This is a genomic window from Legionella qingyii (genome assembly GCF_003184185.1).
The window spans coordinates 17,325-44,133 of record NZ_QHJG01000029.1; the positions used below are offsets into that span (position 1 = coordinate 17,325).

The following is a 26,809-nucleotide window of genomic DNA, read 5'->3' on the forward strand; positions in this document are numbered from 1 at the left end:
TTTCATAATATACTATAGTAGTAAGTGATGATTTCGTCCATCCGCTAAAAATACAGTAAAGAAAGAGTAAAAGTATGCCTGATCTTAGTCATGAAGCGTCCGCTCAATATTGGTTTGAATATATCGATCCTATGATTTATAGGGTGATTACCTTTATGGAAAGTGTAGAAGATTGGACTCTGGATGGAAATCCAGAGTTTGAACGAGCCATGGAGCAATTAGGCAAAGAACTTGATGACATAGAAAAGATAGATATGAGTCTCTTATCGGAAGAAGATAAATTTATTCGTATTGTAGGGAATATCAAATCGGGTCGAGGGCTGCGTCTGCTGCAAGCAATCGATACCGTGCATCCAGGCAGTGCTTCACGTGTTTTGATTCATGCCGAAGAAACAAGCACCGGAAGCCATGATCCCGCAGGGGTTTTTCTCAAAAGAAACATCGTGTTTGAACGTTTAAGGTTGTTGTCGCGAGTTTTTTGTCAGTACCGTCTAAAACTTGTATTACGTGCACTTGAAGGGGAAGAATAAATGAAATTAGTGTCGAAACTTGTATTGCTTAATCTGCTTTGTTTTACGGTGTTTCCTGCCATAGCAGATGAGGCAACCGATTCATATAATCAGCAACAAACAGCTACTAATATGCAAAAATTAGTAGAATACTTCAAAAATCTTGGTGATTATTTAGGTTACAATGTAATGCAAGAACCTACGCAAGGCAATCAAAACTACTCAATAAGCTATTCGCTCATCAATTTAACAACCTCACAACTCGCTCAAGCCTATCAGTTTTACACTTTATTAGGTTCTATTCCAGTAAATACGTTTACTGCAAGTGGCAATGCAGGGGGAGGTGGAGGAACAAATACAGGAAATGCAGGCAACCCCTATGCTCAGTTTCTGCCTAGTGAAAGCACTGCCACATCAACTCTTAACCCTAGTGCATCAATCCTTAACCCCCTGGCAAATAATGCTTTTCCCAGTTACAGTTCAACTTCATCTTCCGGACAAGTTAGTGTAACTGAGTTAATAGACCAAAAAACCTATCAACAAGATCCAGTAAGTCAAGCGGTATTAAATATTTTGGGAACTCCTGACTATACGTACTGTATGGATTATAAGAATGCACAAATTTTTGATGGAAAGTGCTCCTTCCTCTATGAAACCCTGGTACCCACGAACGTGGTAGGAGAAATTCCCGATGCGACTACTTTTTTCAGCCCCAATTACCTCCAACAATTCTTAAACCATCTTAATAGTAATGCTTTAACTGGACCATTAATGTATTCAAGTCAAGACCTTGGAAGTACTCAGGCCACCAGTAATGTAGCAAAAAATGGCTTAACTGCACAAAATCAAGAACAACTTGCAGCGAATTTCATTCGTTACGTTACAGGAGGCGTAATTCCCATTGCATTACCCAAATGGAAAGATTATGACACGTTATACGGTAGGACCCTTCTTAAATCGACTACCGGCACCCCCTCAACCCCACAAATGCAAGCAACGCAAACACTTGCTAAATATCTTGCAAGCCTACGCACCTATGCAGCGCAAAACTCTGTAGGAATAAGCAACCTTTATTACATCATGTCAAAAAGAATGCCTCAAACTCCGCCTAATCAGCAGAGCGGGAGCCCAACGAGCCAAGCACTGAATGAATTTAATATGGCAACATGGAGATTATATAATACTACCAGTGCAGGCAGTACTGATACAGCTGGAACTGGTACTGGTGGGGCTGGTGGGACCACTGGTACGGGTGGTACAGAAACGAAAAATACCGCATGGATCAATAGCCTGAATAACGCACCACCGGCTGTAGTAGAAAAAGAAATTGCCATACTGCTTGCCGAGATCAATTATCAGCTTTATTTAGATCGTCAAATCCATGAGCGCTTATTAATGACTAACAGCATCTTGTTATTACAAAGTGTTCGTACAGGTGCCCCCTCAACTGATTTTACTGCAGCACAATAACCGTCGTTAAATTTCGGGGTGAAAGAAACACCTTTCATCCCGACCACAAACTCTTGGTAGCTTAATCACTACATCATAAAGTTCACCATAATTTTCAGACTAGATTTTTATAAATAAGCTACCATCAAATCATTTTTAAAAAACATGGTGCAAAAAATGATGCATATGATATGATTTCACTCACATTGAAACCTCTAGTTTTTAAGAAAACTTAAGGCTTGATATTTTCTAAACTCAAGTAAAAACGTCTTGTTTTTCAATGATTAAGACCGACACATGGAACACATGTACATAATTAAGTTCAGAAAATCACGATGTATCTCGCCTATATGAAATATCAAATCTTAACAAATTAACCTTAATCAACGAGCCAATATGTCCAAATTTAAAACCTATACTTTTTATGTCGACGGAATGACCTGTATCAGCTGTAGTAAAACTCTTGAGAACTACTTAAAAGAAAAACTCGAGGGCAGATTCAAAGGGTTCCATGTAGATGTCACCACACCTGATCCTAAAAGGGCAATAATTACTCTAGAGGAAGATCAAGAACATGATGACCCATATGAAGTATGGACCGAAGTAAAAGGCTATATCGATGAACTATTTAGTTGTAGAGAATTTGGATATCGACCAATAAATGAAGAACCCAGCGAAGAGGCTCAAGTAAAAAATCAGCAACCCAATAATTTGGAGAAAGCCAAAAGCTTTTTTACATCGCATTGGTTTCTTGGTGGGGTTGGGTGTGTATCAGGGCTTGTCGTGCTCATCATTTGCCTCGCAACGAGTGGGCTTCCATTAGCAGTGATGGGTTCACTTGCTGTTTTTAGTACTTTATTAACTTTAATCTTAGGCGCAAATTCCTATTACGACGCCTGGATCAAACTAACCAAGGCTAAAACGTTAACTATGGATAGCTTATTTGCGCTCAGTACCGCCTCCATATTAGTCGTATCCTTTGCCTCGCTATTTGTCCCCTGGCTTCCCATGATGTTTGAAGCCGGTTTGCTTATTTATGGTTTTAGACATATAGGAATTGCCATAGAAGAAACCATTAAAGAAAAAATTGGTACAGCAAAATTCCAGGACAGAGCCCCAAAATCAGTGAGAAAAAAAGCTAATCAAGATTTTGATGAAATTAAAATAGATAAGATCAATGTAAATGATGTAATTATTGTATATCCGGGTGAAATTATTCCTCTTGATGGCATTTGCGAGGATGAAAGCCTTATTTACAAGACAATTGACACAGGAGCAATCCTACCACAATATTTTCCTCCGCATACTGAAGTACTCGCCGGCATGCGCCTAGCCGACAATGAAAAACCGTTAGCAATACGTGTTACGAAAATACAAAGCGAATCGTACTTGGCTCGACTCGACAAAGCAATAGAAATATCCGCATTGGAAAAAGCACCTATTGAAATAAAAACAGGGCAATTACTCACGTATTTTATCCCAGCCGTAATTGCACTGGCAGCGGCTTCTGGCGTAATTATTGGAGTTTTTTTTCCTGCAGCCGTGGCAATTCAATGTGCTGTGTCTGTTTTAGTAAGTGCATGTCCTTGTACTTTAGGGTTGATTACGCCTCTAGCAGTAAAAACTGGGATGCATAAAGCAGCAGAGCATGGGGTACAATTTAAAAGTGCCAAAATACTACAGCAAGCAGAACAAATAGACACCGTAATTTTTGATTTGAATGGTACCCTGACTACTGGAGTCCCTAGTGTAAGAGAACTGTATTTGTTTGAAGAAAGTAACCTTTCAGAAATAGAATTTCTTTCCTATTGTGCTGCCCTTGAAAAGGAATCAAGTCATCCTATAGGGAAGGCCATTTATTCTTTTGCAAATCAAGTCGAGATTAAAAACGTTGAAGCAAATTTGTTGGATCATACTCATCATTCTGGAATTTCTGGGATGATAAAAAATAAAGACTATGTCATTGGCAGCATGACTGTAATGAAGGAAAAAGGAATTGAAATCCCACTCAATTTCAAGCACCCCAACTTACAAGCAGGTGATCAAATAGTCTATGTAGCACGTAATAAAGTGGCAATAGGATTTCTGGTCATAACAGATCCCCTGCGGGATGATGCGTACTGCACTATTAGAGCATTAAAAGCAATAGGAAAAAAAATCTGTTTATGCACTGGAGCAGATGAAGAAACGGCTCATCGTTATGCTCAAGCACTGGGCATTGAAACAGTTTACGCCAACTGTGTTGCAAGCTCTCTTAAAAGAAACGAAAATCATCTATCAAAAACATCCCATATTAAAGCCCTAAGACGCAAAGGTCATAAGGTAGCCATGATAGGAGATGCTGGGAATGATACTCCTGCAATTACAGCCAGCGACTTAGGTATCGCGGTGGTTTCCGATGGTAGTGATATCTTAACCCAACAAGCAGCCGGTATTGTAATTCATAATGGAGCATTATTATCTATCGCCTCGGCTTTTGCTGTCTCCAAACAAACCGTGTCCAATATAAATCAAAATCTGGTGATGAGCCTGATTTACAATCTTGGATCAATCCTGGTTTCAGGAGGATTATTGGTTGCTATAGGATTAACTCTTAATCCTGTCGTCGGTGTTGCATTAATGATCTTCCAAGCGTGCATGATTTTAATGAATGTTTATCGCTTTAAACAACAACCACTGGAACATTTACAACAAGAGAAAAAACAATATCAGGAAGCAAGTTCTCCGAGAGAGTCCTCTCATGCAAAAATGAACAAATACAAATCTGAAAATTCAAAAGACTGTCTTTGTGACCAAGAGCCAACCCATGTTAAACCTGCAAATGCGCCAGCCCCCTCCTTTTGGAGTTATTGCATGCCTAATGGGTCTTCAACTAAAGAAGAGGAGGAAGAGCTTCTTTTACTTAGGAATATTAAGAATGAATCTATTATGAATAGTGCAAACTGTTCCTTTAAGTACTAAATCAGAGTCCAGATTTACCCACGTGAGAATCGCTCACGAGAATATTGCCATCCTAAACGCAGAGAGGGGACTCAGTAACTGTTTTGACATTAGAATAAAAATACAATGTTCAAAGCAGGAGCTCCCTCGTCGTAAATTCCTTTGGCATAGGCGTTAAGTTTTGCCGCGCGGCATGCAGACAACAAGAAAGTCAGCTCAATTAGTCTGTTGATTTATATCCATCTAAAATAATTGATAGCTTCTCCATCACCTCATCGACAGGAATCAGTTGCATGGGTTCGTCACCATGCACATGCAGCCCCCAAACATCTTCGATGCGTTTACTACCTAAAATTTTTTCTGCCGCTTCAGGATAATGATTCACAACCAAATGTTGAAAAAGATAAGGCCCCGAAATAAGGGGGTTAGTCACCGCATGTAATGCAATAACTGGAGTATTTACAGCAGTAGCCATATGTGAAGGCCCTGTATCAGGACAAAGAACAACTGTTGCTTTACTGATAAGCGCCAATAATTGCTTGGGTTTCGTTTTGCCAACGAGATTAATTGCAGGAATAACTTGGGTAATTTGGTCCGCCAAGTGCTTATCAAAATCAATTGGCCCACCTGTTATGATCACCTGTACATTCCATTTTTCCCTAGCCCTTCGCAACACGTCAATATAACGAGCCACAGGCCAACTTCGTTCCGGTTTACTTGCAGCGGGATTAACCACCAAAATCGGACCTTGCTTTGGTAAATGTTGTTCTGCCCATTCATAATCTGCAGAAGTAATAGGTAAATCCCAGCGAATAACCCGCTCCTTTATTCCTAAAGATTGAGCAAACTTCAAGAACCCATCTAAGGTGTGCTCTAAACCTGGTGTTATTCGTTCATTTACAAATAAGCCATGAGCATCATTCGCTCGATGCTCATCATAGCCAATTTTTCGTTTCGCTTTGATAAAAGGATAGAGTAAATTCGTCCTTAGACTCGCTTGCGGGGCTAATAATACATCAAAGGTACGTCCTTTCATTTGCTTTTTAAAGCGCCAATAATCTGCAATATTGTTCGGTTTATCAATTAAAATAAATTCTACTCCATCCATCCCCTCTACCAAATCAAAAGCAGGTTTGGAAATAATCCAAGTCAACTTTGCTTGCGGTAGATTCGCTTGCAAGGTTCTAATGAGTGGCACCGCCATTAGAACATCGCCTAGTGCAGATAATCGTACAATACAAATGGATTTAATCATTCTGTAAAACAAACCGGGAACCACAATAAGGGCAAACCTCTACGCCAGTTTTTTCAATTGGCAAATAAACCTTTGGATGAGCGTTCCATAATATCATATCTTTTGTCGGACAGCTCAGAGGTAATTCATTACGATGCACTACGTAATTTTTTTTCGTACTTGCTGGTTCTTTTTTAGCTTTTAACATAATGTTCCTTTAACTCTTATTTGGTAAGATTATCTAATATTTCCCCGATTTTCGCTATAATCTCATCGCGAAAAGCCTCATTTTGTGGATCATAAAAAAAAGCATCTCCCCAATGCCTAAGCCAAGTTAATTGGCGTTTCGCTAATTGCCGGGTAGCAGCAATACCTTTATCACGCATGATGGAGTAATCGTAATCGCCTTGAAGAAATTCAAGAGCTTGTCGATACCCTACACAACGCATTGCAGGTAAATTCATGGTTAAATGCCATTTTTGCTTTAACTGCTTTACTTCCTCAATAAAGCCTTCGGCTAACATATGATCAAAGCGTTGTGCAATACGTTCATGCAGCCACGCCCTTTGCTCTGGAAAGAGAATAAAATTTACAAAATGATGTTCTGGCTTTTCCTTATCCTGCTCAAGAAAAGCAGATAAGGTTTTACCTGTCACATAATATACTTCCAGTGCACGTTGAATTCGTTGTGCATCATGCGCATGGATTCGTGCAGCAGATTCAGAATCAATGCCTACTAACTTCTGATGGAGAACAGGCCAACCATATAAAGCGGCTTCATCTTCCAATTGCTGGCGTATAACCGGATTAGCTTCGGGTAAAGTTGATAGGCCCTTTTGTAATGCATTAAAATACATCATAGTCCCCCCTACAAGTAAAGGGATTTTGCCTCGCTTGTCAATCTCATCACATAAAGCTAAAGCATCAGCACAAAATTGAGCAGCAGAATAAGACTCAATGGGATCTTTAATATCAATTAAATGATGTGGTGCAATTCGTAACTCTTGGGGTGTGGGTTTGGCTGTTCCGATATTCATATCCCGATAGATCATTGCAGAATCGACACTAATAAGTTCAAAAGGATATCGTGTAACTAATTCACAAGCTAAAGCCGTTTTGCCGGAGGCAGTCGGTCCCATCAAACAAAAAACTAATTTACCCATTCATTATCTCAATAAAAAGCAAGCGGTGGTCATATTATTAAATATGAGGAATCTCCTTACCCACTCCAGGGAGAGGGTGAGTGTTCTTTATCGTGTCATGCCCCTAATCATACCTACATCCTCCCTAACGGACTCCTTCTCTCTTATGGGCGGCTTTGTTGAAAACAATCGTATGTCATTCCCGCGACGGCGGGAATCCCTCCATAAAATAGGCACAATGCGATTTCTTTAATTTAATTACGCCTCAAACTATGCATCTACAATTTTTTTACAATCTTCATTTGTTAATACTTTAAATAATCCTGACCGCTGATTGTTCTCTCTATAAATATTCAGCAACAGTTCATTTAATTCCATTTTTTCCTCAACACTTAAAAGTCTGGGATCAAATATTTGCGCTCGATTCATCAAATCAAGCAATACATTCTGATTAATTACATCACAAGCAGCAACAGAGTCCAAGAATAACCGTAAATCTAAATAGGGCATACAAAGTGGTATGCTACGAATGAGTACTTCATTAGCTCCCGTCCACTCAAGATTTATACCTAACGGCTTGAGGCCCTCTACTAACTCCATAGTTCTACTTTGGTGCTTTTTCGGAAAAGAATAACGAATTGGTACTAATAAAGGTCTACTTGCGAAAGGGAAGCACAACTGAGGTATTTGTTCCTGCATTCGACACTGGTACAAAGTCACAATATCAACAACATAAGGTAGTTGATTTATGAATACTAAAATGTATCTGCTATTTAAAATGACCCAAGATAACTCTGTTTCAAAATTATAAATGCTTTTACTTGGCGTCGCCAATTTGGGATAAGGTTCATAAATCATTTGAGTTTGATTTTGATGCTGCTGTTCGCTTAAAACATATGACACTTCTTCACTTGTTTCTTTTTTAGACTTCAATGCCGCTGTCAATTGTGAGGTAAAAAAATCAAACACTAAACGTGGCTGCTGAAAGCGGACTTCGTGCTTGGTGGGATGCACATTTACATCGACCTCTTCATGATTGATCATTAGATACAATACGCATGCAGGAAAGCGACCAGGATATAATAAACCATCATACGCTTGCTTTAGCGCCTGGTGAATTAGCTTGTCTTTTACCATCCGCTGATTAATATAAACCCACAATCGATCATTCTGACTGCGCTGAAAATTAGAGTTACTTATCCAGCCGCAGAGTTTCATGGCCCCATGTTCCACATCAAGATAAATTGATTCTTTAACAAAAGCACTGCCAAATATACGGCTTATGCGTGTTAAACGGGTTTGTTCATTGGTTGCAGCTGGAAGCGCTAAAACCTGTTTTCCATTATGTTTTAGCGTAAGCGCAATGCCTGGAGCACTTAAAGCAAAGCGTTTTACCGTGGTTTCTATCGCTTGAAACTCCACTTTTTCGCTTTTTAAAAATCGTTTTCGTACAGGTGCATTAAAGAATAGATCAACAACATCCACCGTAGTTCCTACACTACGAGCACAGGGAGTAATAGATCGCTCGACACCATGTATTCGTAGCATTGCTGCTGCCTCTTGGTGTTCAGGTCTTGAACTGATTGTGACTTTTGCTATAGAGGCAATACTGGCTAATGCTTCACCACGAAATCCCATACTATCAATTGAATATAAGTCATCAAGGGTGCTGATTTTGCTGGTCGCATGTGCAGCAATTGCCAATGGCAAATCTTCTGCCACAATACCCATTCCATTATCGCTGATCTTGATTTGATTGAGACCACCATAGCCTATTTCGATGGTAATCGCATCTGCGCCTGCATCAAAAGAATTTTCCAGTAACTCTTTTACTACTGACGCAGGTCGCTCTATTACTTCTCCCGCAGCAATTTGATTTGCTATGAGCGGCGGTAATTGTTGAATTCTTATGCCCATGCTGGAGGAATCACCAGTTTTTGCCCCGGCTTAAGTCGAGTGATTCCACGCAAATGATTCGTAGATTGTAGGGCTGCCACTGAAACATGATAACGCGCAGCAATAGCAGGTAAGGTTTCTCCAGCGCGAACCAAATGGACATTATTCGTCGTCATGGCTTCAATGCGTGATCCGTGAGGAGGATTTTCCCAGAAATATCCTTTAATGCCCTGAAAAATTGCCTGGCTCAAACGAGTTTGATACGCTGGATTAGTTAAATTACGTTCCTCAATAGGATTTGAAATAAATCCTGTTTCTACTAGAATCGAAGGAATATCCGCAGATTTCAAAACGACAAACCCCGCCTGCTCCACTTTATTATTATGTAAATTAGTGAAATTACCGAGCTGATTTAAGACACGCCCTCCCATTTGCAAACCGGAATTAATCGTTGCAGTTTGTGATAAATCAATGAGAACGGAACGCACTACACCATTTCGGTCATCCAAATCTCCTAGATTCACCCCTCCTAATTCTGAATAGTTCTCCTTTTCTGCAAGCCAACGTGCTGCTTCACTGGTAGCACCTCGTTGCGATAAAGCAAATACCGAGGCGCCATTTGAGTGAGGATTATTAAATGCGTCCGCATGAATCGCAACAAATACATCGCCATTATATTTTCTGGCAATGTCCAGACGTTGGCGCAGACCCACATAATAATCTCCAGAACGGGTTAGCACAGCGCGCATACCTGGTTGCCTATCTATTAATTGTTTGAGTTTCAAAGTAATTGCTAATACGACGTCCTTTTCTCGACTGTTGCGTGGGCCTCTAGCTCCTGGATCCTTACCTCCATGTCCTGCATCCAAAACAACAATAACATCACGCAGTTTAGAAGGCCTAGCACTTACCTTAATTGGCTGTCGGTTTGCTAAAATAGGTCGTGTTAGCTGCTTTGTTTCAATTTTTACAGGTAATTTTGCCTGTTGTATTTTCTGTGTTGTGTATGTTTTCGCTGCTACAGACAATCCTTTTTGAGGAGCGCTTGCAGCAATTGGCGCAACAAGATGACCACTATGTAATAAATCAACGCGTACGCCTCCAAACGCGCCATTGGGTTTCCATGGAGAAGATCTTAGTTGTACTTTTTGATTAACTTCAAAAACAAGCCTCAAGGTTCTAGGCTCAGAATGCCCGCTACGAACTTGTCTGACTAATCCATTGATTAAACCCAATTGGTTTAAATCTACAGCCAATTGGGTCTCTTTTAAGTCCAATACAACTCGCTCAGGATTATTTAACGAGAATACTTTGTGGGTGAATGGACCATTAATTGTTAGAAAAAGTGAAGTTTGATTTCCTTGTTGTTTTAAAACAATTGATTTCAGTTGGGCACCAAATGTTGTTACTGAGCAGAGAAACAGTACCACAAAAAACCATAAGCGAAATATCATATTTCACCTGCAAGACGCGCTAAAATTCTTTTCCCAGCTGTGCTCAATGCCATAATTTGCATTTCACGTCCAGCCCCCTTAATAGCTAACTTAAAACGAATATCGACTTGTGGCAATGCTCCTCCTGCATTTTCAGCCCATTCAATACAACAAATACTCTCTTGGGTAAAATAATCTCGAAATCCAAGATATTCCAACTCTTCCTCATGATGTATGCGATACAGATCAAAATGATGTATGGTTAGATGATTACATAGATAACTTTCTACTAGAGAAAAAGTTGGGCTTTTAATTGTAGATTGAACGCCCATATGTCTCAACATAGCGCGAATGATAGTTGTTTTTCCTGCCCCAAGATCACCACTAAAAGTCATGATTAGAGAAGGACAAAGACAAGAAGCCAGTTGAGAGGCAAAATGTTCACTCGCCGTTTCATCAGGTAAATCCAGTGTTATAACGGCATCTAATTTATTATTTGTCATCATTCAGGATAATTCAATACATGAGGTAAAACATCAAATAAATCACTGGCCAATAAACCAGCCCCCCCTAATTTTTTTGCTACTCGATCTCCCGCAACCGCATGGGCCCACACACCGCATTGTGCGGCTTCAGATAAAGAATATCCTTGAGCACAAAGACCAGCAATAATACCGCTTAATACATCGCCCATACCAGCACTCGCCATGGCCGGATTACCTCGAGGACAAACAGAGGTATCTTTGTCTGCTGTTTGAATCACAGTACCAGCCCCTTTTAATACAACGACCCCGCCATATTGTTTCTGGATGTTTGCCGCTGCCTGGTATCTATCCTTCTGAATCAAATCAGTAGAGCAAGAAAGTAAGCAAGCCGCTTCGCCTGGATGTGGTGTTAAAATCCAATTATCATCCAGTTGTGGGTTCTCAGCTAACAATCTTAACGCCGATGCATCAATTACCATAGGCAATTGTGATGTAATTGCAGTTAAAAAAAGGTTAGTAGCCCACTCACTTTCCCCTAGACCTGGACCAATAATGCAGACTGTGGCCTGAGCCAAGAGTGGTTTTAAATCTTGGGCAGTTTCAACACCACATACCATAGCTTCGGGGATTAATGATAAAGCACCCTTGGCATGTTCCGGCCACGTTGCAACTGTTACTGCACCAGCACCAGTTCGCATTACTGCTTTTGCAGCCAGACTAATAGCTCCAGGCATTCCAGGCCCTCCACCAATTACTAAAACATGGCCATAATTTCCCTTATGCGAATTCTTTTTACGTTTAGCAATGGGTAAAGGTAAGGTATCCCAACTTAAAAGGCGAGCAGCTGGAATCAATTGAGACACACACGAATCAAGTTGTAAAGAGCAACTATGAATTTCACCACAATAATCCGGCCCATCGGCAGTATACATGCCTTTTTTTTGAGCAATAAAGGTTAAAGTCGTGTTGGCTTTAACACAAAAGTTTTCTATCTTTCCTGTATCTGCATTAAGGCCTGAGGGTATATCCAAAGACACAACAGGTAGACCACTTGCATTGATCTGATTAATTGCTGATGCAATAACCCCATGCACAGGCCCAGTCAAACCAATCCCTAAAAGAGCGTCAACAATTAATTCGACTTCGCTGTCTAATGGTTCATCTGCAGCTTGACACTCAACTCCTGCATTTATAGCCATTAACGCCGCATGTTGCGCGGCAAAAGGTAGATCAATCACTGCCTTACATTGATAAATCGTGACTAATAAACCCTGTTCATGCGCTAATCTGGCAACAACATATCCATCGCCAGCATTGTTTCCAGCACCGCAATAGATAGCAATATGTCGCACATTCGGATAAAGCTTTGCTATATGAAAAAATGCCTCTGCACCTGCGCGGGACATGAGTGTATTTTCATCTAATTGATATAAAGAGGTAGCTTGTTGCTCGCACGCTCTAATTTGCTCACAACGATAAAGGGCATTTGCTGGCATGATCATCTTGTGCTCCAAATCTACTATTTCGAACACGTTCTTAGTAGTCTAGTGTAGTATCGTAGTCTTGATGAAGCACAGCGAAACCCGGGGATTTGCTGGATGTAAATAAAACCGCTTTACCTAGGTTTCGCTACACTTCACCCAGGCTAAAAAGCCCAGGCTACGTCCATTTACTTAACTAATTTTAATGAAGGTTTACTTTTAGAAACAGTTGAGCCATCCGATTCAGCGCCAGAAGTCCCAGAAGATGCTGGAGGCGGTTCTTCTTCATCTTCAACAGCAAAAGCAATGCCTCTACCATTTTCTTTAGCGTAGATTTCTAATACTGCTCCTGGTGGAACAAAAATTTGTTCTGTTTTTCCTGAAAAACGTGCAGTAAAGATGATTCGATCGTTTTCTAATAAAAGACCGCGAGTTGCTGCTGGAGAAATATTTAACACGATACGATCATGATTCACATGCTCTCTTGGAACCTGGACTCCCGTATATTCAGCATTAACCATGATATAAGGGGTTAATTCGTTATCTACTATCCAATCGTAGGCAGCGCGAATTAGATAGGGTTTGTTTGATGTCATTGTCATATAATTATGCCGCTCTTAGTTGTCGCTCCGCGTCAGTCAAACTTGTTTGAAACGATTCACGTTTGAACAAGCGCTGCATGTAAGCAATTATTCCTTTAAATTCCGGTGCAATTTCAATTCCCAATCGAGGCAAACGCCACAATAAAGGTGCCAATGCACAATCCAACAAAGAAAACTCATCACTCAAAAAATAAGATTTATCTGCAAATACAGGGTCAAGAGCAGTTAAACTTTCAAATAAATTTGCTCTGGCCTGATCCGCATTATCATCTCTTAAAATTCGGTTCATTAAATAATACCAATCATGTTCTATCCTGTGCATCATTTTTCTTGTTTCAGCACGAGCTACAGGATAAACAGGCAATAATGGTGGATGAGGAAATCGCTCATCTAAATATTCCATGATAATACGTGGCTCATAAAGCACAAGTTCTCTATCAATTAAAGTAGGAACCGTTCCATATGGATTAACTGATAACAGATCAGCGCTGGGTTCAGCCTGCTTAGCAGCAAGAATTTCTACATTTACCCCTTTTTCAGCCAACACAATTCGAACCTGATGGCTGTAAACATCGTCTGTATCAGAAAATAAAGACATTATAGTGCGCTTTGCAACAATTGCCATGAGCAACTCCTATTTAATTCAACCTATAACAAAGGTAAGTACACACACACAAAAACGCGCATTTTACCACATTTTTACCTTTTTGGGTTACTTTACACCGACTTTTCGCCAATAAATTGTTTTTAAACCCAACGCGGCGATAAATAAAATCAATAAAAAACCAACTACAAAAAAACCTAAATAGTGACGCAGTGACTGTACTGGTTCACTAACATAGGCAAGAAAAGTCACCAAATCCTGTAAATTAGTATCAAATTGTCCACCGGATAAATCATGATTCAATGTTTCTAAAATATTGGGCATGGCAACATCAGGAACAAGATGATTATTTGTACCAAATTGTCGAGAGTCATCCTTATAAAAACCATTTAGATAACTATAGAGCCATTTCGTCCCTTTCTCTCTAGCAATCAAAGATAAATCTGGTGGTACTATCCCAAACCATTGTTTTGCATCTTCTGGAGGCAAGGCGATACGAATTGGATCATTAATCGTTGCTTGGGTAAAAATCAGATTATTTTTTAATAAATCTTGATTTATTTGACCATCAAATCCTATTAACCCTAACCCCTTGGCCATATGATTATAGCGTAAATATTTTAAAGAGTGACAACCAGAACAATAATTCATAAATAGTCTAGCACCTCTTTGTAAGCTAGCCTGGTCTTGGACATCGATTTTTAGAGGATAGGTCCATCCGACCGGATTTAAAGCGACGCATCCAAACCATACAGCCAAGTAAAAAACAACTCCTTGCATCCGCATCATTGCCCTCCCAGGCGAGAAGGTACCGGGCGTGGTGCTTCAAAACGAGTATAAAAAGGCATTAATACAAAATATGCAAAATAAAATACTGTACTGACACGGGCCAAAAACAAACGCATGGGAGTTACAGGAATTGTTCCTAAATAACCCAATAGCAAAAACGCAGTGACACCGAAAAACAACATAATCCTTGAGCAATTTCCTTTATAACGCATTGAGCGAACCGGACTGCGATCAAGCCAAGGTAAAAGGAACAGGAGTAATAAAGCAGATCCCATACAGATAATTCCTAATAATTTATCCGGTACCGCCCGCAACATGGCATAAAATGGCGACATATACCACATGGGGGCAATATGATCTGGGGTAATTAACGGATTTGCGGGTACAAAATTATTATGTTCTAAAAAATACCCCCCCATTTCAGGGGCAAAAAATACAACCGCAAAAAATAAACTAAGAAAAGCAAGCACCATGACTAAGTCTTTAACAATGTAGTATGGGTGAAATGGAATTCCATCTAAAGGCTTGCCTTGTGCATCTAATTTATTTTTGATCTCAATTCCTTCTGGATTATTAGAGCCGACCTTATGTAAGGCAACAACATGCAAGAACACCAAGAAAACGAGTAAGAATGGAATGGCAATTACATGTAGTGCAAAGAAACGTTGTAGCGTAGCATTACCCACTGAGTAATCTCCTCTGAGCCAAACAACAAGGCTTTCACCAATATATGGAATAGCACTAAGCAATGAGGTGATTACTTCTGCTCCCCAATAGGACATTTGTCCCCAAGGCAATAAATAACCAAAAAATGCACCAGCCAAAAGTAAAATATATAAACACATTCCCAAAAGCCAAATCAACTCACGTGGTTTTTGATATGAGCCATAAAGTAAGCCACGGAACATATGTAAATAAATAACAATAAAAAAAGCAGATGCGCCAGTTGAATGCATATAACGCAGTAACCAGCCAAAATTTACATCGCGCATTATGTATTCTAAAGATGCAAAAGCCTGCTCAGCGCTTGGAGTATAAAACATGGTAAGCCACAAACCAGTAATCAATTGATTGATTAAAACGACAAGCGCTAGTGAACCAAAGAAGTACAAAAAATTTAAATTCTTAGGAAGATAATAGGCACTGAAATAATTTTTCCAGGTGCTCATCAAAGGAAAACGCTCATCGAGCCATTTGAGGAGTCTATTCATTTAATCAAGCCTTATCTGTTATCAATCGTACATTTTAGCCTAGGTGCAGCGAAGCGAAACCCGGGGAAACCCTATTGTTTATTATCCCGGGTTTCACTTCGCTGCACCCGGATTACAGATTATGTAGGCATAGAATTTATGCCTTGTCCTCGCCAATAACAAGAGTATGCTGATCGATAAAATAATATGGTGGTACTTCCATATTAATTGGCGCAGGGACATCTTTAAAAACCCTGCCAGAAAGATCAAAAGCAGAACCATGACAAGGGCAGAAAAAACCACCTGGCCAGTCAGGCCCTAAATCACCTAGATTGGGTTTGTATTTTGGAGAACAACCCAGGTGCGTACAAATCCCTATAAGAACCAAGTATTCTGGATTAATTGAACGAAACTCATTTTTTGCATAGGAAGGCTGCTGCCTCGTCACAGAATTGGGATCACGCAATCTTGAAGAATCTATAGTCAAACGCTGCAACATTTCTTTGGTTCGTCTAATTATCCATACTGGTTTTCCACGCCATTCAACAACCGCCTGCTCCCCAGGCTCGAGTTTACTTAAATCGACGTGTACAGGCGCACTTTCAGCTTGAGCTTTAGCGCTAGGTAACCAAGAAGCAACAAAGGGAGTTAAAGCACATAAAGCACCTATGCCTCCTAATACACATGTTGTAGTTAACAAAAATTGGCGACGACCTTCATCTACAAGATCGTTTTTCTCTTGCTCGCGATCAGGATCAGTATTTTCATTCACCATATCATTTGCTTATGTAATGTTATAGCCTGGATGTAACAAAGCGGAACCCGGGGTCGCAAGGCAGTATGGATTCCCCGGGCTCCGCTGGCTGCACCTAGGTTACAAACTACTCCTACCCCAAACATGCAAAATAAAAAACCCCGCAAAAGCGGGGTTCGTTAACCAATAAACGATTAACGTTTTGAGTATTGAGTTGCACGACGTGCTTTGTGCAAGCCCACTTTCTTTCTTTCAACACGACGTGAATCACGAGTTAATAAACCACGTGCACGTAATCTTCTACGAACAGAATTTGGACTAGGCTCAGCATCTTCTGCTAATCCTGCTTCATCGTACGCAACTAATGCTCTTGCAATACCTAAACGTACAGCACCTGCCTGGCCAGAAACTCCACCGCCAGATACTGTAATGTAAGCATCAAATTTATCAACAAGGTCAACGGTTTCTAGTGGCTGCATCACAACCATGCAAGAAGTTTCACGGCAGAAATATTCCTGTAAAGTACGGCCATTTACTTTGATCTCGCCTTTACCTGGACGTAAAAACACACGAGCTGTTGAACTTTTTCTACGGCCTGTGCCGTAGTATTGCTTCACTTCAGCCATAATACTTATTCCTCAATATCAAGTTGCTTGGGTTGCTGTGCAGTATGTGGATGCTCGTTGCCTGCATATACTTTTAGCTTACGATACATCTCTCTACCTAAAGGATTTTTTGGTAACATGCCTTTAACAGCAAGTTCGATAATTCTAACAGGATTTCTAGCCTGTAATTTTTCGAAACTATCTGATTTTATTCCACCAGGATATCCGGTATGACGATAGTACATCTTGTTGGTAAATTTACGGCCGGTCACAATAACCTTTTCCGCATTAGTCACTACGATGTAATCGCCAGTATCAACATGGGGGGTATACTCAGCTTTATGCTTGCCACGTAAACGACGAGCAATCTCACTTGCTAAGCGACCCAAAACTTTGTCGCTGGCATCAACCACTAACCAGTCACGTTTGACTTCATGGCTTTTGGCACTAAATGTCTTCATTAAATGAACTCCGAACCGCCTAAATTGGTAATCTTCTATCATGGACGGGCGATTTTAACCAAAACAGAAACATCCTACAAGTAAAAAAGGATAAAAATTTATATACAATTATTAAATCCGCATAAATATAACAAATTTCAAACAAGAATCACAATAATTTTTTGTTCTATTGTGTAGTCTGGGCGAAGTAAAACGGCACTGCCAGTAAATTAATAGTAGTTCGATAATGCAAAACCTGAGAAATTCAAGCATTTCATAATTTTAATTTTGGGTTCTGCTTCACTACATCCAGGCTACACTTGATATATTGTTCATTCCCGGTCAATTAATAACTGCTCGACAATATTGCCAGAAATTAAATGCTTTTCAATGATTTCATCAATATCAGCAAAAGACGCATAAGTGTACCACACGCCTTCAGGGTAAATTACAATACATGGGCCAGAACTGCAACGCCCGAGACAACCTGATTTACTTACACGAACTTTACCTGGACCATGCATTTCCAGTTCCAGAAGTCGTGATTTCATATAATCAAAATAAGGCTCACCACCAGCATTGGCGCAGCATTGTTTGCCTGCCGCCTTTTGATTGGTGCAGATGAGAACATGTTTATTGTAATAAGCCAATGGACTACTTTCCTATAGATTCAATTTTTGTTTTTAACTTTAAACCGGGTTTAAAGGTTACAACTCTCCTGGCTACAACCGGAATTTCCTCTCCGGTTTTGGGGTTCCTACCGGGCCTTTGTGGCTTATCCCTTAGTGTAAAATTACCAAATCCTGATAATTTTACGTGATACCCATGCTCAAGAGCATGCCGCAACTCTTCAAAAAAATTCTCGACCATTTCCTTTGATGCAGGTTTGGACAGATTTAATTCATCACACAGGGTTTCTGCCATTATTGCTTTGCTTAGTGCATTCACGATTATTCCCTCAATATGATTGAAAATTTATTTTCTAACATGTTGATTATAGCACTAATTAAAGAGTTTATCTCTGTATCGACTAAAGTACGATTTTCATCTTGTAACGTCATAGCAACGGCAAGGCTTTTTTTTCCTTGAGGAATCCCTTCCCCTGTGTACACATCAAATACATCAAAAGATTTTAACCAGCTTTCTTTTATGGTTTCTCGGACCGCTGATTCAATCAGCATGACGCTGATGTCCGCATCGACCAAGAATGACAAATCACGACGAATTTGCGGGTATTTTGAAATGGTTTTATAGCGTGGCGCTTCATGGCCAATTAATGCCGCTAAATTGATTTCAAAGAGCAAAACATCCTCTTGTAAATCTAATGCATCTGCCAAACGTGGGTGTAACATCCCCATCCATCCGGCGAATACCCCATCGATATTGATTTGAGCTGATTGTCCAGGATGTAATGCATCATGCACAGCAGCTACGAATTCGACTTGTTTTAATTTAAGTGACGCAAATAAAGATTGAAGATCACCTTTTAAATCAAAAAAATCAAAAACCCGAGTAGGCTCACTCCAATTGACACTACCTTGTTCTCCCATCAACAAGCCTGCAATACAAGGACGCTCTACAAGTTGTTCCTTGTTCAAATCAAAAACGACACCTATTTCGAAAAATTTAACTGCATTTTGCTGGCGGTGAACATTATAAATCATTGATGCAATCAATCCTGGCCACATCCCGGCACGCATTTGTGATAATTCCGAAGAAATTGGATTAAGCAATTGCATAAATTCTTTGTGTGGATAAAGTTCACGTTGTAATTCAGGATCAACAAAACTGTAACTTATCGTTTCATGATACCCTCTGTTACTGAACCAGTGTGAAAGCTTCGCTGCTATTTCTTCATTACCACATGTTGTTCCTGCCTGCACTAATGTTGTGGTAGGTTGAGCATGCAAATTATCATATCCATAAAGACGGATGATTTCTTCAACTAAATCGACATCATGTTGAATATCAAAACGATGAGAAGGAATAGTGACATCAAGAAAATTATGGTGCTCTTTTCCTACTACGACACCAAGCCCTTCTAATAATGTTTTCATCTCTTGCAGTGAAATACTAAGCCCAGTTAATTTTTTCACTTTATCGGTATCAAAAGTAAAGTTCACCGTTTCTGGTAAATATTTGTTATCATCAGCTTCAATAACTGGCCCTACTTCTCCACCTGCAATTTCTAAAATTAATGCTGTAGCTCGTTCAAGAGCTTTCATTTGCAAGCATGGATCGACGCCGCGTTCATAACGTTGAGATGAATCACTGAACAAACCAAATTTTCTTGCTACTCCGGCAATAACAATCGGATTAAAATAGGCACTTTCTAAGAATACGTTTTGGGTATGTGCTTGTACCGAACTTGCTTCTCCACCCATGATACCAGCCATTGCCAAAGGTTTCTCTTTGTCTGCAATAACCAATACTTTTTCATTTAATGTTAATTCTTGACCATCAAGCAACGTTAACTGTTCTTGACTATTACTAAAGCGTACATTTATTTCACCTTTGATTGTTGCTAAATCAAAAGCATGCATAGGCTGGCCTAATTCAATCATTACATAATTCATAACATCCACAATCGGATGCAAAGTACGAATACCGCTGCGACGTAAGCGCTCACTCATCCATAAAGGGGTAGTTGCTTTAGGATTTATATTACGAATTACTCGACCACAGTATCGCGGACAAGCCTCAGGACTTTTTAACTGTATTGGTAATACATCATCGATACTGGGCGTCAGTTCAGGAATTGATTTTTCTAATAAGGGCAATTTGTTTAACACGGCTACTTCGCGAGCGATACCTAAAACGCTAAAACAATCAGCTCGGTTGGGAGTTAAATCTATATCAAAAATATGATCATCCAGAGTCAAATATTCGCACAGATCCATACCCACAGGCGCATCACTTTCCAATTCCATGATGCCTTCAGATTGCTCTGCCATACCTAGCTCGGTGACCGAACAGAGCATACCTTGAGATAATTCGCCACGCAATTTGGATTCTTTGATATTAAAACCTCCCGGCAGGCGTGCACCAATCATAGCCAAAGCTACTTTTAATCCAGCTCTTACATTGGAAGCACCGCAAACAATTTGCAGCGGTTTATCCATGTTTGCATTGACTTCACAAACAGTTAATTTATCTGCATTGGGATGAGGTTTGGTACTAAGAACTTCAGCAACGATTACATGAGTAAACTCTCCTGCTACTGGACTCACCGCATCTACTTCCAGGCCAGCCATAGTCAGTTGACTTGCTAATTCTTGTTCAGTTAATGAGTAATTTACCCATTCACGTAACCATAATTTACTTAATTTCATTTATAGTCCTTACCACCTGATTAAACTTTTTATTAGGTTCGCAGAGCTTCACTCGGATACCGAACCATAATACTGAAAACAACAGATCAACAGTGCAAAATATCTTAAAATTGATTTAAAAAAGTAAGATCATTTTCAAACATCATCCGTAAGTCATCTATTCCATAATACAACATTGCTAATCTATCCAACCCCATGCCAAACGCCCAACCTTGATATTCATCAGGGGAAATATTCACGGCCTTAAGTACATTAGGATGCACCATGCCACAGCCTAAAACCTCAAGCCATCCAGTAAACTTACAAGAACGACATCCTTTACCACTGCATTGGGTACATTCAATATCAACTTCTGCAGATGGCTCAGTGAACGGGAAATAGGAGGGTCTAAACCGCAATGCCAATTTTCGACCGAAGAAATCTGCGAATAAATCTTGGAGCAAGCCTTTTAAACTGGCTAAAGTAGCCTGCTTGTCAATTAACAACCCCTCAACTTGATGGAACATAGGTGTATGGGTTAAATCTGAATCGCAACGATAGACACGCCCTGGAGCAATTAAACGAAAAGGAGGTTTACGTTGTTCCATAGCACGAATTTGTACTGGAGACGTATGCGTTCTCAATAAACGACCATCACCAAAATAAAAGGTATCATGCATTGCACGTGCTGGATGATGTCCAGGAATATTCAACGCTTCGAAATTATAAAATTCAGTTTCTATTTCCGGGCCGTCAACAATGTCAAAACCCATACGACTAAAAAACTCATTAATTCTATGTTTTACTTGAGTTACAGGGTGCAATGAACCACCCTCTTTCTTCCGTCCTGGAAGAGTCACATCAATACGTTCTGCTGAAAGTTTTTCTAGTAATTGCTTTTCTTTGAGTTCAAGCATTTTTGTTTCAATCAATGCACTGATTTCACGTTTTGCCTGATTTACTAATTGACCTACTTTAGGTTTGTCTTCGGCGGATAAGTGAGCAAGTCCTTTTAAAATTTCAGTCAGCTTGCCCTTCTTGCCTAGAAAATCAACGCGAATTGATTCTAATTCAGATACATCTTGTGCATTGTTAATTGCTTCAGAAGCCTGCTCTTGTATGGTGATGATATCCTGCATAATTATACCCACAAGTAAAAAGGAGGCCGCAGCCTCCTTAAAATAAATTTCATCTTTAAGCTAGTGTTCTTAAACTAACGTGTAGCCTGGCTGCAAGTTAGTGGAACCGGGCTACAATAATTATCGATACTTTATAAAGATTATTTTGCTAATGCAGCTTTAGCTTGTTCAGCAATTGCAGCAAAAGCTATTTTGTCATGAACAGCTAGATCAGCCAATACTTTTCTATCCAGATCAATTGATGCTTTTTTCAACCCATCAATTAAACGGCTGTATGATAATCCGCACTCACGAGCTTGTGCATTAATACGCGTAATCCACAATGCACGAAATTGACGTTTTTTCTGACGTCGATCGCGATAAGCATATTGACCCGCTTTGATTACTGCTTGTTTTGCCATGCGGTAGGTTCGGCTACGGGCTCCGTAATAACCTTTTGCTTGGTCTAAAACTTTCTTGTGACGCGCTTTCGCTGTCACACCACGTTTAACTCTTGGCATTCTTCATTCCCCCCTTAACTACCGTGCAACATGCGTTCTGCCAAACGTGCATCGCATGGCTTTAAAGTACCAGCCTCTACACGCAAATGACGCTTTGCCTTAGTAGACTTTTTGGTGAGGATATGGTTTCTATAAGCGCCACGACGTTTAATCGCGCCACTTGCTGTCTTACGGAAGCGTTTAGACGCTCCGCGATGTGACTTTAACTTCGGCATAACAATGTACTCCGCATTTGATTTCAGCTACTTGGTTTTTTTGGGTGATAAAACCATCAGTAATTGTCTTCCTTCGCGTTTTGCTTGCTGTTCTACAACAGCAAATTCAGCGGTATCTTGCTGTAAACGCTCAAGAATCTTCATACCCAGTTCTTGATGAGCCATTTCACGACCACGAAAACGCAGCGTAATTTTGACTTTATCACCATGATTTAGGAAACGGATCAGGTTGCGTAGCTTGACCTGATAATCCCCATCTTCCGTCGTAGGACGGAATTTCAATTCTTTGACCTGAATTTGCTTTTGCTTTTTCTTTGCTTCAGCTTGTTTTTTACTCAGTTCAAAGAGAAACTTGCCATAATCCATGATCCGGCATACTGGAGGTTTGGCTGTAGGCGATATTTCAACCAGATCCAAGCCACCTTCTTCCGCTGCACGCAGGGCTTCACGTGTTGAGACAATTCCTGCCTGATTACCATCGACATCAATTAAGCGTACCTCAGGTACATTGATCTGTTCATTAATTCGTGCGCGATCATTTTCACGCTTAGTTGGTGCACTAATGGTTTAACCCCCCCTGCTTGTTAATTAGGAATTGATCCTTTCCGAGCAATTTCTTGCGCCAAGGTATCACAAATTGTATCTATTGTCATCACACCCAAGTCTGTTCCTTCGCGAGAACGCACTGCGACTTGGTTTGATTCAACTTCTTTATCCCCTATCACTAAGAGATAAGGTACTTTTTGTAAAGTATGTTCACGAATTTTAAAGCCAATTTTCTCATTTCTCAAGTCATAGTTGGCCCGAATACCTCTTTTTTGCAAAATTTGAGTTACCTTTTGGGCATACTCATTCTGTTTTTCACTAATTGTGAGCACAATCGCTTGTACAGGGGACAACCATAAGGGAAACTTCCCTGCGTAATGTTCTATCAAAATCCCCATAAAACGCTCAAAAGAGCCTAAAATTGCACGATGCAACATAACAGGAATTTGTTTGCTACCATCTTCAGCAACATATGAAGCATCCAAACGACCCGGCATCGAAAAATCAACTTGTATGGTTCCACACTGCCAAATTCTGCCTAAACAATCAGCCAAAGAGCACTCAATTTTAGGTCCATAGAAAGCACCTTCACCTGGCGCATCAACCCATTCTATATTGCGATCTTTCATTGCTTGTTTTAAAGCAGCCTCTGCTTTATCCCATACATCATCACTACCAACTCGTTTTTCAGGACGTAATGCCAATCGATATTTAATTTCTTTAAAACCAAAATCAGCATATACGGATTGAACCAATTCGAGCATCATCGCTACTTCTGATTGGATTTGATCTTCAGTACAAAAGATATGAGCATCGTCTTGAACCATATTACGGACACGCATCAAACCATGCAATGCACCAGAGGGTTCACAACGATGACAATTACCAAACTCAGACAATCTTAATGGCAAATCTCTATAACTTTTTAAACCTTGATTGAATACTTGCACATGGCATGGGCAATTCATAGGCTTAACAGCATAGTGACGATTTTCAGTTTCGGTAACGAACATTTCATCTCTAAAATTAGCCCAATGACCTGATTTTTCCCAAAGAATCCTATCAACTAATTGAGGGGTCTTAATTTCTTGATAACCAAAATCAACCAGACGATGACGCATATAGCGTTCAAGCTCTTGATAAATTGTCCAACCTTTGGGATGCCAAAATACCATTCCAGGAGCAATATCCTGGAAATGGAATAACTCTAAGCTCTTGCCTAATTTACGATGATCGCGTTTTTCAGCTTCCTCAAGACGGAATAAATAGTCGGTTAAGGATTTTTTATCAGCCCAGGCAGTACCATAAATGCGTTGCAACATTTCGTTATTGGAGTCACCACGCCAGTAAGCACCTGCTAATTTAGTCAGCTTAAATGCCTTTAAAAATCCCGTGGAAGGAACATGAGGACCACGGCAAAGATCTTCAAAATCGCCTTGCTTGTACAAAGACAACACTTCATCTTTAGGAATATCAGCAATAATCTTGGCTTTGTATTCCTCGCCAATACCCTTGAAATATTTAATTGCCTCGTCACGGGGTAACTCTCTACGTGTTACGGGGTAATTCGCTTTGGCTAATTCCATCATTTTCGCTTCGATTGACTCTAAATCTTCTGGCGTAAAAGGTCTTTGAAAGGCGAAGTCATAATAAAAGCCATCTTCGATAACAGGGCCTATAGTCACCTGCGCTGTTGGAAAAAGACTTTTAACTGCTTGCGCTAATAAGTGCGCTGTAGAGTGGCGAATCACTTCAAGGCTTTCATCTTGTTTTTCTGTAAGGATGACTAATGCACAATCATTCTCAATAAGGAAAGAAGTATCGACTAAGCGATCATTGATGCGGCCTGCTATAGCCGCTTTAGCTAACCCAGGACTTATGCTATGAGCTACATCATAAACAGTTAAAGGCGCTTCAAAATGTTTTATACTTCCATCCGGCAATTTAATGTTTGGCATAATTTTATCCGTAAGCACTTCTTTTCAAAAAAAAACCCTGCATGGCAGGGCTTAAACCTTAATTTAAAAGGAGTCAATCTTAAGCATCATCCCAAATGAAAGCGGGGCTCCTGGAATACGATTTAGTTGCATGGTAGGCACGAGTGGGATCGAACCACCGACCACCACCATGTCAAGGTGGTGCTCTACCACTGAGCTACGTGCCTATAAAACGACCTGCATACCCAATGTGGGGAAGTATATAATAAGGTTATATTACAAAGCAATCATTTACCTAGAAAAAACGGATGAATCTATCGTGATCGAGTTAAAATTGCACAATGGCCTTTCCAAGCTACATTTTCAGGACTTACGAAAAATCTCAAGGTCGAGGCAAAAAATGTTTTTAATGAGGGAGTTTAGATAGACTAAATGACCGAATTAAAAACATTTTTTAACAAAGAGATTGGGGTTTTTCGTAAGTCCTGATTTTATTTTTAAGAGAATGACAGTTTACGTCCATATAAAGGCACTTGTAAGTATGTTGTAAGCCCCTGTTTGATATTTTTAAAGGGTCATAGATAGGCTCAAATGGAGGGGAACCATTCAAGCCATGATATTGCGAGGTAAACTGCTACGAGTCATACCACTTTTTCTCGATTGGACTATACTGTGATATTTGTTCCATCGTACATCACTGTTCCTTTTGGGGCTGATAACCTTTCCATAGGTTTCTCTGGCATTATACTTCGTTTGCCATTTTTGTCAACAATCGGTTTCCATTAGAAACCAATGGTTTCGCATATTATAATATTTTGCATGTTTCGTTTCTATTGATTATAATTTATTTACTCTTAAATTGGAGCTCTATACACCATGGAAAAAATCAACCTGGCAAAGCAGTTCGCTGATCGCCTGCGTGATGCCATGATCGCGGCAGGATTTAATTCACAACGATCTACTTCGGGAGTTTGCATTCATAAATTGTCGGAAATTACCGGCTATTCGTTACAAATATGCCGCAAGTATCTTCGCGGCGAAGCCATTCCTGATCCTGTTAAACTGATAGAAATCGCAGCGAAACTTCATGTTTCACCAGGGTGGTTGTTATTTGGCGGCTCTCATAATGACCAAGGAATTGCCCAAGAAAAAGTATGCATTAGTAAAAATTTACTTCACTATATTTTTACTAAAGCTTCCTGTCTTTATAATGAAATGCTTCCAGAACAAGAAATACCCAATTTTTTAATTGAATTAATCAATGATGTCAGCCTAATTAATGCAGACGAAGAACAGTCTAAAAAAATTATTGATCTAGCTTTGGCTTCGCTCAAACATTTTAGTCATTCACACCAAACATAATAAAACGGCTCTTTATAAGAGAGTCAGAAAGACATAATGACCGTCATCGGCAATTCATGTTTAAAGATAGGGTAATTTAACAATTAATAACCATTCGAACCTGACTCATCAAGCCTTTGGCAGCGGCATCTTTATTTATTGATATAGAGCCAAAAATCAAAATTTGTTTGATAATACACATTTTGCAAAAGAACTCCTTTCTATATATTTCGCCATTTGGCCCAATAGTGATATCATTGCATTTTA

The 26,809-nt window shown here is 39.9% G+C and carries 26 protein-coding genes and 1 tRNA gene; 4 read left to right on the forward strand and 23 right to left on the reverse strand.

All coding sequences use genetic code 11. The annotated features are described in order from the left end of the window. Positions 1–74 precede the first annotated feature (74 nt). The 3 genes from icmW (at position 75) to DGG96_RS15625 (ending at position 4,919) form a co-directional block, all read left to right on the forward strand. Positions 75–530: a type IVB secretion system protein IcmW gene (gene icmW, locus DGG96_RS15615; protein WP_110143577.1), complete on the forward strand. Its 456-nt coding sequence runs from the start codon at positions 75–77 to the stop codon at positions 528–530. Further along, the gene (icmX, locus tag DGG96_RS15620; protein WP_110143578.1) at positions 531–1,979 is read left to right on the forward strand and encodes a type IVB secretion system protein IcmX; all 1,449 of its coding nucleotides are present in this window, start codon (positions 531–533) and stop codon (positions 1,977–1,979) included. Positions 1,980–2,354: 375 nt separating this feature from the next. Then, positions 2,355–4,919, forward strand: coding sequence for a heavy metal translocating P-type ATPase (locus DGG96_RS15625; RefSeq protein ID WP_110143579.1), 2,565 nt, complete (start codon positions 2,355–2,357; stop codon positions 4,917–4,919). A 199-nt stretch (positions 4,920–5,118) separates the two neighbouring features. Here DGG96_RS15625 and DGG96_RS15630 read toward each other — a convergent pair whose 3' ends face one another. The 23 genes from DGG96_RS15630 to DGG96_RS15740 form a co-directional block, all read right to left on the reverse strand. Next, positions 5,119–6,153: a glycosyltransferase family 9 protein gene (locus tag DGG96_RS15630; RefSeq protein WP_110143580.1), complete on the reverse strand. Its 1,035-nt coding sequence runs from the start codon at positions 6,151–6,153 to the stop codon at positions 5,119–5,121. Continuing rightward, positions 6,146–6,340, reverse strand: coding sequence for a zinc-finger domain-containing protein (locus tag DGG96_RS15635; protein WP_058468769.1), 195 nt, complete (start codon positions 6,338–6,340; stop codon positions 6,146–6,148). The genes DGG96_RS15630 and DGG96_RS15635 overlap by 8 nt, the downstream gene beginning before the upstream one ends. 16 nt (positions 6,341–6,356) lie before the next feature. Further along, positions 6,357–7,295, reverse strand: a complete 939-nt coding sequence (gene miaA, locus DGG96_RS15640; RefSeq protein WP_110143581.1) for a tRNA (adenosine(37)-N6)-dimethylallyltransferase MiaA — start codon at positions 7,293–7,295, stop codon at positions 6,357–6,359. Between the two features lie 249 nt (positions 7,296–7,544). Then, complete coding sequence (mutL, locus tag DGG96_RS15645; RefSeq protein WP_110143582.1) at positions 7,545–9,191, reverse strand: DNA mismatch repair endonuclease MutL; 1,647 nt, start codon at positions 9,189–9,191, stop codon at positions 7,545–7,547. Beyond that, entirely contained in the window at positions 9,182–10,624 is a 1,443-nt protein-coding gene (locus DGG96_RS15650) for an N-acetylmuramoyl-L-alanine amidase family protein (RefSeq protein ID WP_110143583.1), read from the reverse strand. The genes mutL and DGG96_RS15650 overlap by 10 nt, the downstream gene beginning before the upstream one ends. Continuing rightward, on the reverse strand, positions 10,621–11,106 hold the full coding sequence (tsaE, locus tag DGG96_RS15655) for a tRNA (adenosine(37)-N6)-threonylcarbamoyltransferase complex ATPase subunit type 1 TsaE (RefSeq protein ID WP_407656345.1): 486 nt from the start codon (positions 11,104–11,106) through the stop codon (positions 10,621–10,623). The genes DGG96_RS15650 and tsaE overlap by 4 nt, the downstream gene beginning before the upstream one ends. Next, positions 11,106–12,584: an NAD(P)H-hydrate dehydratase gene (locus tag DGG96_RS15660; RefSeq protein WP_110143612.1), complete on the reverse strand. Its 1,479-nt coding sequence runs from the start codon at positions 12,582–12,584 to the stop codon at positions 11,106–11,108. Before DGG96_RS15660 ends, tsaE begins: the two co-directional genes overlap by 1 nt. A 173-nt stretch (positions 12,585–12,757) precedes the next feature. Beyond that, positions 12,758–13,171: a ClpXP protease specificity-enhancing factor gene (locus DGG96_RS15665; protein ID WP_110143585.1), complete on the reverse strand. Its 414-nt coding sequence runs from the start codon at positions 13,169–13,171 to the stop codon at positions 12,758–12,760. Between the two features lie 4 nt (positions 13,172–13,175). After that, positions 13,176–13,796 (reverse strand): stringent starvation protein SspA, encoded by a 621-nt coding sequence (gene sspA, locus DGG96_RS15670; RefSeq protein WP_058468774.1) that lies wholly within the window; start codon positions 13,794–13,796, stop codon positions 13,176–13,178. 87 nt (positions 13,797–13,883) lie between these two features. After that, positions 13,884–14,561, reverse strand: coding sequence for a cytochrome c1 (locus DGG96_RS15675; RefSeq protein WP_110143586.1), 678 nt, complete (start codon positions 14,559–14,561; stop codon positions 13,884–13,886). Further along, entirely contained in the window at positions 14,561–15,775 is a 1,215-nt protein-coding gene (locus DGG96_RS15680; RefSeq protein ID WP_110143587.1) for a cytochrome b, read from the reverse strand. Before DGG96_RS15680 ends, DGG96_RS15675 begins: the two co-directional genes overlap by 1 nt. A gap of 136 nt (positions 15,776–15,911) precedes the next feature. Continuing rightward, positions 15,912–16,529, reverse strand: a complete 618-nt coding sequence (gene petA / locus DGG96_RS15685; RefSeq protein ID WP_110143588.1) for a ubiquinol-cytochrome c reductase iron-sulfur subunit — start codon at positions 16,527–16,529, stop codon at positions 15,912–15,914. 173 nt (positions 16,530–16,702) lie between these two features. After that, positions 16,703–17,134 carry a 30S ribosomal protein S9 gene (gene rpsI / locus DGG96_RS15690; RefSeq protein WP_110143589.1) on the reverse strand — a complete coding sequence of 144 codons (432 nt, stop codon included), beginning with the start codon at positions 17,132–17,134 and terminating at the stop codon, positions 16,703–16,705. 5 nt (positions 17,135–17,139) lie between these two features. Beyond that, the gene (gene rplM / locus DGG96_RS15695; RefSeq protein ID WP_028380713.1) at positions 17,140–17,574 is read right to left on the reverse strand and encodes a 50S ribosomal protein L13; all 435 of its coding nucleotides are present in this window, start codon (positions 17,572–17,574) and stop codon (positions 17,140–17,142) included. A 311-nt stretch (positions 17,575–17,885) separates the two neighbouring features. Then, positions 17,886–18,203 (reverse strand): (2Fe-2S) ferredoxin domain-containing protein, encoded by a 318-nt coding sequence (locus tag DGG96_RS15700; protein WP_110143590.1) that lies wholly within the window; start codon positions 18,201–18,203, stop codon positions 17,886–17,888. Between the two features lie 4 nt (positions 18,204–18,207). Continuing rightward, positions 18,208–18,501, reverse strand: coding sequence for an integration host factor subunit alpha (locus DGG96_RS15705; RefSeq protein ID WP_165831631.1), 294 nt, complete (start codon positions 18,499–18,501; stop codon positions 18,208–18,210). 2 nt (positions 18,502–18,503) lie between these two features. Then, on the reverse strand, positions 18,504–20,885 hold the full coding sequence (gene pheT / locus DGG96_RS15710) for a phenylalanine--tRNA ligase subunit beta (protein WP_110143592.1): 2,382 nt from the start codon (positions 20,883–20,885) through the stop codon (positions 18,504–18,506). Between the two features lie 104 nt (positions 20,886–20,989). Continuing rightward, on the reverse strand, positions 20,990–22,003 hold the full coding sequence (gene pheS / locus DGG96_RS15715) for a phenylalanine--tRNA ligase subunit alpha (RefSeq protein WP_110143593.1): 1,014 nt from the start codon (positions 22,001–22,003) through the stop codon (positions 20,990–20,992). Positions 22,004–22,143: 140 nt separating this feature from the next. Next, positions 22,144–22,503 carry a 50S ribosomal protein L20 gene (gene rplT / locus DGG96_RS15720; RefSeq protein ID WP_058468783.1) on the reverse strand — a complete coding sequence of 120 codons (360 nt, stop codon included), beginning with the start codon at positions 22,501–22,503 and terminating at the stop codon, positions 22,144–22,146. Positions 22,504–22,517: 14 nt separating this feature from the next. Next, positions 22,518–22,718, reverse strand: a complete 201-nt coding sequence (gene rpmI, locus DGG96_RS15725; RefSeq protein ID WP_019234612.1) for a 50S ribosomal protein L35 — start codon at positions 22,716–22,718, stop codon at positions 22,518–22,520. Between the two features lie 27 nt (positions 22,719–22,745). Then, the gene (gene infC, locus DGG96_RS15730) at positions 22,746–23,282 is read right to left on the reverse strand and encodes a translation initiation factor IF-3 (protein WP_110143594.1); all 537 of its coding nucleotides are present in this window, start codon (positions 23,280–23,282) and stop codon (positions 22,746–22,748) included. Between the two features lie 20 nt (positions 23,283–23,302). Continuing rightward, positions 23,303–25,222 (reverse strand): threonine--tRNA ligase, encoded by a 1,920-nt coding sequence (thrS, locus tag DGG96_RS15735; RefSeq protein ID WP_110143595.1) that lies wholly within the window; start codon positions 25,220–25,222, stop codon positions 23,303–23,305. A 131-nt stretch (positions 25,223–25,353) separates the two neighbouring features. After that, positions 25,354–25,428, reverse strand: a tRNA-Val gene (locus tag DGG96_RS15740). A gap of 649 nt (positions 25,429–26,077) precedes the next feature. Here DGG96_RS15740 and DGG96_RS15745 point away from each other — a divergent pair. Then, the gene (locus tag DGG96_RS15745; RefSeq protein ID WP_110143596.1) at positions 26,078–26,563 is read left to right on the forward strand and encodes a helix-turn-helix domain-containing protein; all 486 of its coding nucleotides are present in this window, start codon (positions 26,078–26,080) and stop codon (positions 26,561–26,563) included. Positions 26,564–26,809: the final 246 nt, after the last annotated feature.